Here is a 9,967-nt window from a genome sequence, read left to right on the forward strand (position 1 = left end):
GGGGCTATCCGGGGGGCGCCCCGGGGCCTACGCCTATACCCCGCCCGGCGCCCGGGGGCCGGCCCCCCCCCCCGCCCCCCCCGCCCCCCGCGGCGGCCGGGCCCGCGAACCCGTAGGCGGCGAACACCTCGGCGGCGGGTCCCCGCGCCACATCGGTGCGGGCGCGCTCCGGCCGCGGCTCCGGCAGCACACGCCGTGGATCCGGCCGCACGTGGCGCGCCTCGGGCACCACTCGGCGCGCATCCGGCGCGGTGCGCCGCGCGAGCGAGGTGCCGCCCGCGCCACGGACGAGCGCGAAGGGGCGGCGCGCGCGGGCCGTGCGACGCCGCCGGGCGACGGGCTCGGGAGAGGCGGTGGGGTCGTAGGACTGCAGGGCGCCGGTCGCTGTGCTCATCGGAAGAACCTCCGGGGGTGGTGTGCCATTCGAACATCTGTGCGACGAACTGATGTTCGATTTCTACCACGCCAGAACGACGATGTCAGCACGAAACGCCCGACATGCTCGAACAGATGTTTGATAGTTCGGCGTGGCGCGACTAACCTCGGAACAGCGAATTCGACCAGCGAAAGGGCGGGACACGGTGACCCACACAGACGACACGGGTGACGAAAGCGCTACCGGCACCGTCACATCGGGATCCGGAGCGGATCTCACCGTGCGTCAGCGCACGGTCCTCGAGGTCATCCGGACCTCGGTCACCGAACGCGGCTACCCGCCCAGCATCCGCGAGATCGGCGACGCGGTGGGCCTCACCTCCACCTCCTCGGTGGCACATCAGCTGCGCGCTCTCGAACGCAAGGGCTACCTGCGCCGCGACCCGAATCGGCCACGCGCGGTGAATGTCCGCGGTCTCGACGAGGCGGTCCGATCGGTGACCGCGCTCCCGGTGGAGCCGGTCGATGAGGTCGACGCGAACCGGCCGACACCCACCTTCGTCCCGGTCCTGGGCCGGATCGCCGCCGGCGGGCCGATCCTGGCCGAGCAGGCCGTGGAAGACGTGTTCCCGCTACCGCGTGAGCTGGTCGGTGACGGATCGCTGTTCCTGCTCAAGGTCGTCGGCCAGTCGATGGTCGACGCGGCCATCTGCGACGGCGACTGGGTGGTGGTCCGCCAGCAGAACGTGGCCGAGGGCGGCGACATCGTGGCCGCGATGATCGACGGCGAAGCCACCGTCAAGACGTTCAAGCGCAGCGGCAAGGACGTGTGGCTGATGCCGCACAACCCCCATTTCGAGCCGATCCCGGGCAACGACGCGCAGATCCTCGGCAAGGTCGTCACCGTCATCCGCAAGGTCTGAGCGCGCTCAGCGCACGCCGGCGTCCATCTCCCAGATCAGGAGTTCGGCGGGGGTCACCGCGGTGACGCGATGGCCACCCGCCGCGGTCAGGCGCACCGCGTCACCCTGGGCGAGGGTGCCGTGATCCTCGAAGTCGACGCTGCCGCGGGCCACGAACACGTGGCCGTAGGGCGCGTCCGGAACGGTGATGGATCGGCCCTCATCCAGGCGGGCCACATGGAAGGTGGCGTGCCGGTTGCCCAGTCCGATCGCGGCCGCGCCGCGGTGGCGCGGCATGCCGGAGGCCACCGGTACCAGGGCGTTGCCGCGCAGGTCGCCGTCGATATCGAGTTCCTGGTAGCTCGGCGTGACGCCCGGGGTGTCCGGGGGAATCCACATCTGCACCACGTGCAGGCTGTCGCGTTCGCGATAGCCCGCGCCGTTGCGCTCGGAGTGCCGGATGCCGGCGCCCGCGCTCATCCGCTGGGCCAGTCCTGGCCGGATCACCCCGGAGTGGCCCGCCGAATCCTGGTGCACCACAGTGCCTTCCAGCACCCAGGTGAGAATCTCGGTGTCGCGGTGCTGATGGGTGTCGAAGCCCTCGCCCGGCGCGACGACATCCTCGTTGTGCACCAGGAGCAGCCCGTGCGCATGGTCCTCGAGCACGAAGTTGCCCGTCGCCGGAAAGGACTGCCGGGAATCGAGCCAGGCGTTCCACCAGTGCGCACGATCGCCACCCGGGATCACCCGTACCCGCGCCGTTGTCATCGTCGCCCACCTTCCCACTATCCGGACTCAAGTCCGTATAGCGGGTAACGCGGGTCGGGCCGGGAGCATTCCGGCCCGGCGGCGATCAGAAGGGCAGCGCCCCGCGCAGGCGCCCGACCAGGGTGCGGCCGGAATCGCGCTCGCGCTCGGAGAACAGGAACCGCAGCTCCTCCTCCAGGCTCTTGCGCACGACATCACGCAGGTCGGCGGCCGCGGTGTCGAGATCCTCGGCCTCGAGCCACGGCGCCGGATCGATCGGCGTACCCGCCGAGTAGTAGAAGCGTTCCGGTCGCGGCAACGGGGTCGGGCCGATGCCCTTGACCATCGGCGGGTTGAGTTCCGGGTTGATGCCGAGCAGGCTGCACGTCCAGCGCAGTGGGCGCATCACCGGATGCTGCCCGTCGAAGACGATGTCGAAGGCGTCGTCGACGCCGATCATCGCCAGCGGCACGATCGGCACACCGGCCTGGATGGCCATCCGGGCGAAGCCGGTGCGGTTGTCCCACTTGAGCGCGTACTTCTCCCCCTTGCGCCGGATCGCCTCACGACCGCCGCCGGGGAACACGACCACCGCCTCGCCACGCTCGAGCAACGCCAGGCAGTTCGACCTGGTGCCGCGCACCGCGCCGAAGCGGTGCAGCAGGTGCCGGACACCGGGCACCATCAGTACGTGCTCGGCCAGACCGCGGACCAGCCTGCCCCTGGCCCGCAGGATCTCCGGCATGAGCAGCGGCGCGTCGATCCCGCCGAGGAGGTTGTGGTTGGCCACGATCAGCACCGGCCCCTCGGCCGGAATGTTCTCCAAGCCGTAGAAGCGTGGGCTCGCCCAGGCCCGGACCGGCGCGAAGACCGCCTCGAACGCCCGGATCTCCCACTCGCTCGGCGACGGATTCAGCGGTGCGTTGTCGGAGAGGATCCGGCCGCCCTGCTCGACCGATCCCCCACTGTCGTTCCCACTCACGATCTCTGGACCCCGCTGGTCGTTCGACATAACACCCTCCTGCCGTCGACCATCGACCATAGCGCCCGAAAATGGCTGTGTCGCATCGATCTTGACCGCGACCATGTGGCGAATCCCACTGGTCGGCTCAGTTCGGGACGACCTCCGCCGGGCCCGAATGCGCGTATTCGGACAGCGCGGCGGCCAGCGCGTGCGGCACCCGCGCGCGCACCCTGGTGCCGCCTTCCTCGTGCGCGGAGGAGATGATCCGGCCGTCGGCGTGGATGCGCGCGAGCAGATCGCCGCGGCTGTAGGGCAGCAGCACACTGATGTCGACGTCGAGCCCGCCGAGCACCTCGGACAGCCGCTCGCGCAGCTGCTCCACGCCGGCGCCGGTGTGCGCGGAGACGAACGCCGCCTCCGGCAGCAACCCGCGCAACCGGGTGAGCTCGTTCGGGTCGGCCGCGTCGATCTTGTTGACCACCAGCAGTTCCGGCGGCGCCGCGGTGCCCTGTTCCTTGATCACGTCGGTGATCACCTCGCGCACCGCCCTGATCTGCTCCAGCGGCAGCGGATCCGAGCCGTCGACGACGTGCAACAGCAGGTCGGCGCCGGTGACCTCCTCCAGCGTCGAGCGGAACGCCTCGACCAGCTGGGTCGGCAGGTGCCGGACGAAACCGACGGTGTCGGTGAACACCATCTCGCGACCGTCGTCGAGCGCGGCCCGGCGGGTAGTGGGATCGAGGGTGGCGAACAGCGCGTCCTGCACCAGCAGACCGGCGCCGGTGAGCGCGTTCATCAGGCTGGACTTGCCCGCGTTGGTGTAGCCGACGATCGCGACCGCGGGCACGCCGCTGCCCGCCCGCTTGGCGCGCATGGTGTCGCGGGCGGTCTTCATCTCGCGGATCTCGCGGCGCAGTTTGGCCATGCGCTCGCGGATGCGGCGGCGATCGGTCTCGATCTTGGTCTCACCGGGACCACGCAGACCCACACCACCGTTGCTGCCGGCGCGACCACCGGCCTGCCGGGACATGGATTCACCCCAGCCACGCAACCGCGGCAGCATGTATTCCATCTGCGCGAGCGCGACCTGGGCCTTGCCCTCGCGGGAGGTGGCGTGCTGGGCGAAGATGTCGAGGATCAGCGCGGTGCGGTCGATGACCTTCACCTTCACGACCTTCTCCAGCGCGGTCAGCTGCGCCGGGGTGAGTTCACCGTCGCAGATCACGGTGTCGGCGCCGGTCTCGAGCACGATCGTGCGCAGTTCCTCGGCCTTGCCGGAGCCGATGTAGGTGGCCGGGTCGGGCTTGTCGCGGCGCTGGATCAGGCCCTCGAGGACCTCCGAGCCCGCGGTCTCGGCCAGCGCGGCCAGCTCGACCATGCTCGCGTCGGCCTGGGCGGCGCTGCCGGTGGTCCAGACACCGACCAGCACGACCCGTTCCAGGCGCAGCTGGCGGTATTCGACCTCGGTGATGTCGGTGAGTTCGGTGGACAGACCGGCGACGCGGCGCAGCGAGGAGCGCTCGTCGAGCTGCATCTCGCCGACGGTCGGTTCGGCCGACCAGCCGGGGCGCTGCATGCGGGCCGCGTGCCGCGCCAGCGCGTCGTCGACGTCACCGCGATCGGCGGCCACGTCGGGCTCGACCGGGTCGGTGTACTCGGTCGAAGTGGGTTCTGTGGGGTTCTCAGATGTCGTCATACAACCTCCATGCTGCCACGTCACGGTGACAGGACGCATCCGGTTATCCCGCTACTGCGCGTTCCACCACTCCCGGCCGATCGTCCCGCTCGCCACCAGCGCCGACGGGCCGCGCAGGCTCGCCCGTCCACCGGCGATGCCGACGAGTACCCGACCGCCGGGCACCCGCACCGTGACCTCGCCCGAACCGGTGGCAACCGCGACACCGGCGGCGGTGAGGGCGGCGGCCGCGGCCGCGACGGTGCCCGTCCCGCAGGACCTGGTCTCGCCGACGCCGCGTTCGTAGACGCGCATGTCGACGGCGTGGTCGGCGTCGAGCGCGGTGAGGATCTCGACATTGACCCCGTGCGGGAACAGGTCGGGATCGAAGCCGGGCGCGGCGGTGAGATCCAGCTTCGCCAGCGCCTCGGCGGTGAGTGTGTCGTCGACGCAGGCCAGGTGCGGATTGCCGACATCGATGCCGACCCCGGCCAGCGCCCAGCCGCCCAGGGTCGCGGTGGAGGGGCCGAGCTCGCGGACCACGCCCATGTCCACGGTCACCTCGCCGTCGACCGGTCCCGCGGCGTGCACCACCACCGGTCTGGCGCCCGCGCGACTGCCGACGACGAACTCGGTGCGCGCTTCCATCCCGGAGGCGACGAGGTAGTGCGCGAAGACCCGCACGCCGTTGCCGCACATCTCGGCGATCGAACCGTCGGCGTTGCGGTAGTCCATGAACCAGTCGTCGGCGCCGACGCCCTCGGGCAGCGCGTCGAGCACGCCCGCGGTACGCAGGGCACCGGCGGTGGCCACGCGCAGCACACCGTCGGCGCCGAGCCCGCGCCGCCGATCACAGAGCGCGGCGACGCGATCGACGCTCAGGTCGAGACGGACCTCGGGGTCGGGCAGCACGACGAAGTCGTTCTGGGTGCCGTGGCCCTTGCTGAATTCGATGTCGGACACGCCGACCATTGTCCTCCTCGCCCCCGACCCGTGCGCTACCGGGCGAACGTGCGCCGCTGCCTGGCGATCTCGTAGAGCCCGATCGCCCCGGCCGACGGCGCGCCGAGTGAGCTGGCGGTGCCGCCCATCGGGATGGTCACCAGATCGTCGCAGGCCTCGGCCCAGGCCGCGCTCATCCCGGTGGTCTCGTTGCCGACCACGAGGATCGTCGCCTCGGTGAAGTCGTAGTCGTAGATGGTGCTCGGCGCGTGCTCGTCGGTGCCGACGATGCGGGTGGGGATGCCGCGCGCGACCTGCCGGTCCCGGAATTCGAGCACCTGCCCCGGCCCCGGCGCGCGCAGGACGGGCACGGCGAACAGCGAGCCGGTGGAGGCGCGGACGGCCTGCGGATCGAACTGGTCGGCGCCGTGCCCGGTGACGATCACACCTGACGCCCCGAACGCGTCTGCGGAACGGATCAGCGTGCCGAGATTGCCTGGCGAGTTGGGGCGGTCGAACACCACGACGACGGGGGCGTCCTCGCCCGGCTCGCCCGGCGCGTACTCGGCCAGCTCCGGCTGCCGCGAGACCGCGACGGCGACGATCTCGGGCGCGGCGGCCGACTTCTCCCCCAGCTCCGCCATGAGCTCGGGCACCAGCCCGATCTGCGGTACCTCGGCGGTGTCGAGCACCTCGCGCGCCCAGCTCGACAGGTCGGGCCCGCCGAGCCGGTAGAGCAGCGTTTCCAGCGGCCAGTCGTTGGCCAGCGCCTGGGTGATCGGGCGCACGCCCTGCACCAGGAACCGACCGTCGCGATTCCGCTTGGTCCTGTTGCTCAGGTAGGCCTGCCACACCTGCACCGAGGCGTTGCGGGTGCTCACTCGTCGCGTCACTGCGCTGTCTGTCCCATCTGGTCGTCGAGCAGTGCCAGCGCGGTCGCGGCGAGCTCGGGATCGGCGCCGTCGACCCAGGTCACCCTGGGATCGCGGCGGAACCACGACCGCTGCCTGCGCACGTATCGGCGGGTGCCGATCAGGGTGCGCTCGCGGGCGTGGGCGAGGTCGTACTCACCGTCGAGATGGGCCAGCACCTGGGCGTAGCCGATCGCGCGGCGGGCGGTCTGGCCTTCGCGCAACCCGAGCTCGATCAGGCCGCGCACCTCCTCGACCAGACCGGTGTCGAACATCAGGGCGGTGCGCTGCTCGATCCGGGCGTCCAGCGCGGCGGTCTCGCGGTCGACGCCGAGGATGACGGTGTCCCAGCGCGGTGTCCCGATGGTCGGCGCCGACGCCGCGAAGGGCTGTCCGGTCAGCTCGACCACCTCGAGCGCGCGCACCATCCGCCTGCCGTCGGTGGGCAGGATGGTGGCCGCGGCGACCGGGTCGGCCTGCCGCAGCGCCGCGTGGACCGCGTGCACGCCGCCCTCGGCGAGCAGCTTCTCCCAGCGCGCCCTGACCGCCGGATCGGTCGCGGGGAAGTCCCACTGGTCCAGCAGCGCCTGGACGTACATCATCGAGCCGCCGACGATGACCGGGGTGCGGCCGCGGGCCAGCAGGTCCTCGACGATGCCGCTCGCGGCGCTCTGGTAGGCGGCGACGGTCGCGGTCTCGGTGACATCGAGGACGTCGAGCAGATGGTGGGTGATCCCGCGCCGCTGCGCGACCGGCAGCTTCGCGGTGCCCACGTCCATGCCGCGGTAGAGCTGCATCGCGTCGATGTTGACGATCTCACCGTCGAGGCGCTGCGCGAGGTCCAGCGCGAGATCGGACTTCCCGGTGGCCGTCGGGCCGACGACAGCGACGGGACGCACCGGCCAGCTCGTCACCGCTCGATCCCTTCCCGTCCACCCGGTTGCCACACGCTCACGTCGTAGCCGACCCCGAAGGGCGCGCCCTGATAGAGGGTACGCACCCGCGGATCGGCCGGATCGGCGGCGAACAGACCGGCCAGCGCCTGATAGGCGGCCCGGCCCTCGATCAGCAGATCCGCGCACAGCGCGGGGTCCAGCGCGGCGAGCCCGGCCAGCGCACCGGTGCGCAACGCGGTGTCGACGCGTTCCTGCACCGGGGCCGCGCGCTCGTCGAGGTAGCCGGGCGCCTGGACCGTGAGGGTGGCCGCGCCGTCGCCGACGACCAGCACCGCGTGCGGGACGGCGTCGGCGTCGAGCTCGGTGCGCAGCGCGGCGCCGATCCCGGCGCACGCCGCGGGCGCGGTGTCGGCGGCGAGCAGCCGCGCGGTGACCTCGACGCCGGGCGCGACCCGCTCCCGCAACCAGCCGGCGATCAGGACCGGCAGCGGAAGCTGGGCGTCTGCCGGGGCGGGCTCGCGCGGCGCCGGGCCGAGCCCGACGACGACGTCGGCGCCGAAGCCACGGAAGGTCCCTCTGGTCGTGGACGGGAAGTTCTGGTCGCGCTCGCCGACGGCGAGGACGGTCCAGCGCCCGGCCGACGCGGCGAGCGCGGCGGCGGCGTCGAGGGCGGCGGCGCGCAGCGCCGTGACGGGGTCGTCGGGATCGCCGTCCGGCGCGCCGGGCCGCCCGCACAGTTCGGGCACCAGCAACGGCGGCGACGGGACCAGGGCCGCTATCGAGAACACGCCGTAACCGTAGCCGTACCGCGCGCGTCGGCCGGCATCCACCGCACTCCGGCGGGGGTGTGCTCCGCGAGTGTCCGGCGCGGCGATGCCCACCGAGATTGCTAGTGTTTTCTGGTGCGACCACCCCCGCCGTTCGGGATGAAATCCCAGGAAATCCGGCATCCGATCACTCGGATCGATGGTTTCCTCGGCCCGGACCGGGTTCAATGGGATGTGCTAGGGCGTAACCAGGCAGCCGTGACGCGCGGCAGGGACGGAGAGCAATGACCGACAGCAACGGAACCGCGAAGCCCACCCCCGGTCCGGGCCCGCGACCGTCCGGTACCCCCAAGCCCGGCGGCAAGCCCGCGCGCGCGCCGAAACCGCACGCCGTGAAACCGGCGCCGGGCCCCGACCAACCGCATCCGCACCCCGTCGTCGTGCCGACCGTCACCGACCCGAGCAAGTGGGGCCGTGTCGACGAGGACGGCACCGCGTGGGTGAAGACCGCCGACGGCGAACGCGTGGTCGGGTCCTGGCAGGCGGGCGACGCCGCCGAGGGGCTGCAGCACTTCGGCCGCCGGTTCGACGACCTGGCCACCGAGGTCGCCCTGCTCGAGGCCCGGCTGGCCGCCGGCGCGGACGCGCGCAAGACCAAGGCCGCCGCGCTCGCGCTGGCCGAGTCCCTGCCGACCGCGGCCGTCATCGGTGATGTCGAGGGCCTGGCCGCCCGCCTGCAGGCGATCACCGAACACTCCGAGGAAGCGGCCGCGCACGCGAAGGAGGAGAAGGAACGCGCCAGGCACGAGCACACCGAGCGCAAGGAGGCTCTCGCGGCCGAGGCCGAGCAGATCGCCGCGGAGTCCACCCAGTGGAAGGCCGCGGGCGACCGGCTGCGCGAGATCCTCGACGAGTGGAAGTCCATCCGCGGCGTCGATCGCAAGGTCGACGACGCGCTGTGGAAGCGCTACTCCAAGGCCCGTGAGGCGTTCAACCGTCGCCGCGGCGCCCACTTCGCCGAGCTCGATCGGGAACGCGCCTCGGCGAAGACCCGCAAGGAAGAGCTGTGCGTGCGCGCCGAGGAGCTGTCCGGCTCCACCGACTGGTCCGGCACGGCCGCGGTGTTCCGCGATCTGCTCACCGAGTGGAAGGCCGCCGGGCGCGCCCCGCGCGAGGCCGACGAGGCGCTGTGGCGGCGGTTCAAGAGCGCGCAGGACGTGTTCTTCGCCGCCCGCAACGCGGCGGTGTCCGAACGCGACGCCGAGTTCGAGCACAACGCCACCGCCAAGGAAGAGTTGCTGCGCGCCTACGAGCACATCGACCCGGCCACCGGACTCGACGCCGCCCGTGCCGCGCTGCGCGAACTGCAGGACAAGTGGGACGCGATCGGCAAGGTACCGCGCGAGCGCATGCAGGAACTCGAGGGCAAGCTGCGCGCGATCGAGAAGCGCGTGCGCGATGCCGCCGACCAGCAGTGGCGGCGCACCGACCCCGAGGCCGTCGCCCGCGCCGCCCAGTTCCGGGAGCGGGTCGCGCAGTTCGAGGAGCAGGCCGCCAAGGCCACCGCGGCGGGCAAGAAGCGCGACGCGGAGAAGGCGCTCGAACAGGCCAAGCAGTGGCGCGAATGGGCCGAGGCCGCCGAGGGCGCCGTCAGCAACAGGTAGCGAACGAACGCGAAAACCCCCCCCCGATCCGGTCGGGGGGTTTGGCCGGTGTAGGGGGCCTATTAGCCGGTCAGGGGGGTGCGGTGGGGGCGATCGGGATGGCGGGTGGGAACGGTGGTCATCG

General features: G+C 72.0%; 10 protein-coding genes. 2 read left to right on the forward strand and 8 right to left on the reverse strand.

What is annotated here, in order from left to right; all coding sequences use genetic code 11:
• Positions 1-4: 4 nt before the first annotated feature.
• Positions 5-394, reverse strand: a complete 390-nt coding sequence (locus tag QH270_RS27590; protein WP_280346971.1) for a hypothetical protein — start codon at positions 392-394, stop codon at positions 5-7.
• Positions 395-581: 187 nt separating this feature from the next.
• Between QH270_RS27590 and lexA the strand changes: the two genes are divergently transcribed.
• Positions 582-1,298, forward strand: coding sequence for a transcriptional repressor LexA (lexA, locus tag QH270_RS27595; protein WP_280346972.1), 717 nt, complete (start codon positions 582-584; stop codon positions 1,296-1,298).
• 6 nt (positions 1,299-1,304) lie between these two features.
• Here lexA and QH270_RS27600 read toward each other — a convergent pair whose 3' ends face one another.
• The 7 genes from QH270_RS27600 to QH270_RS27630 all read right to left on the reverse strand — a co-directional run bounded on the left by QH270_RS27600 (position 1,305) and on the right by QH270_RS27630 (position 8,200).
• A complete protein-coding gene (locus tag QH270_RS27600; protein WP_280346973.1) occupies positions 1,305-2,045 on the reverse strand; it encodes a pirin family protein in 741 nt (246 codons plus the stop codon).
• Between the two features lie 85 nt (positions 2,046-2,130).
• Positions 2,131-3,006, reverse strand: coding sequence for a lysophospholipid acyltransferase family protein (locus tag QH270_RS27605; protein WP_280346974.1), 876 nt, complete (start codon positions 3,004-3,006; stop codon positions 2,131-2,133).
• Positions 3,007-3,133: 127 nt separating this feature from the next.
• On the reverse strand, positions 3,134-4,564 hold the full coding sequence (gene hflX / locus QH270_RS27610; protein ID WP_280346979.1) for a GTPase HflX: 1,431 nt from the start codon (positions 4,562-4,564) through the stop codon (positions 3,134-3,136).
• A gap of 171 nt (positions 4,565-4,735) precedes the next feature.
• Positions 4,736-5,617: a diaminopimelate epimerase gene (gene dapF / locus QH270_RS27615; protein ID WP_280346980.1), complete on the reverse strand. Its 882-nt coding sequence runs from the start codon at positions 5,615-5,617 to the stop codon at positions 4,736-4,738.
• 44 nt (positions 5,618-5,661) lie between these two features.
• Positions 5,662-6,498 (reverse strand): TrmH family RNA methyltransferase, encoded by an 837-nt coding sequence (locus QH270_RS27620; protein WP_280346975.1) that lies wholly within the window; start codon positions 6,496-6,498, stop codon positions 5,662-5,664.
• Complete coding sequence (miaA, locus tag QH270_RS27625) at positions 6,495-7,430, reverse strand: tRNA (adenosine(37)-N6)-dimethylallyltransferase MiaA (protein WP_280346976.1); 936 nt, start codon at positions 7,428-7,430, stop codon at positions 6,495-6,497. Before miaA ends, QH270_RS27620 begins: the two co-directional genes overlap by 4 nt.
• Positions 7,427-8,200 carry a hypothetical protein gene (locus QH270_RS27630; protein WP_280346977.1) on the reverse strand — a complete coding sequence of 258 codons (774 nt, stop codon included), beginning with the start codon at positions 8,198-8,200 and terminating at the stop codon, positions 7,427-7,429. Before QH270_RS27630 ends, miaA begins: the two co-directional genes overlap by 4 nt.
• A gap of 263 nt (positions 8,201-8,463) precedes the next feature.
• On the opposite strand from QH270_RS27630, the gene QH270_RS27635 reads away from it, so the two are divergent.
• A complete protein-coding gene (locus QH270_RS27635; RefSeq protein WP_280346978.1) occupies positions 8,464-9,843 on the forward strand; it encodes a DUF349 domain-containing protein in 1,380 nt (459 codons plus the stop codon).
• Positions 9,844-9,967 lie beyond the last annotated feature (124 nt).

The sequence above is a fragment of the Nocardia neocaledoniensis genome, from assembly GCF_029868625.1.
GTDB lineage: Bacteria > Actinomycetota > Actinomycetes > Mycobacteriales > Mycobacteriaceae > Nocardia > Nocardia neocaledoniensis_A.

Coding starts and splice junctions, on each gene's coding strand:
- QH270_RS27590 (WP_280346971.1), bottom strand. CDS start 394: ATGAGCACAGCGACCGGCGCCCTGCAGTCCTACGACCCCACCGCCTCT.
- QH270_RS27600 (WP_280346973.1), bottom strand. CDS start 2,045: ATGACAACGGCGCGGGTACGGGTGATCCCGGGTGGCGATCGTGCGCAC.
- hflX (WP_280346979.1), bottom strand. CDS start 4,564: ATGCAGCGCCCCGGCTGGTCGGCCGAACCGACCGTCGGCGAGATGCAG.
- QH270_RS27635 (WP_280346978.1), top strand. CDS start 8,464: ATGACCGACAGCAACGGAACCGCGAAGCCCACCCCCGGTCCGGGCCCG.